At 35.2% G+C, this 324-nt stretch carries 1 protein-coding gene; it reads right to left on the bottom strand.

Features of this window, described 5'->3' with window-relative positions; translation table 11 throughout:
* Nucleotides 1-276 (bottom strand): hypothetical protein (locus FS793_RS15890; protein WP_440130473.1); only part of this gene is annotated, 276 nt, incomplete at its 3' end.
* Nucleotides 277-324 lie beyond the last annotated feature (48 nt).

The raw sequence follows: 324 nt of genomic DNA, 5'->3' as shown, positions 1-324 counted from the left end.
TTTCTTTAACCATAGCATTTCATCGTGTGTTAATTTATTCGGATTAAATTCAACCCGCATATTACGTCTATCCCATGTATCTGCTTTTACTTTGTCATATTCAATATAAACTTTTTCTTGAAGTGCTTTAGCTTTAAATTTCGTTTGTAGTATATCCCAAAGTCGAATTTGTGGTTCGATACTCATAAATGACGATAGCTTTTGAGCGTTGTCACGACTGAGATTTCCAACTATTGTCATAGCGTCAAAACTTAATTTAGGATTCTGTGGGTGCACAGAATGCACTCCTAACCGGCTATTAGAGTATCCGGTTGAGTGTAAAAT

It is taken from the genome of Agrococcus jejuensis, assembly GCF_007679035.1.
Classification (GTDB): Bacteria; Actinomycetota; Actinomycetes; order Actinomycetales; family Microbacteriaceae; genus Agrococcus; species Agrococcus jejuensis_A.
Note: the sequence above shows the minus strand (reverse complement) of the source record. Positions and strands in the feature narration are given on the sequence as shown.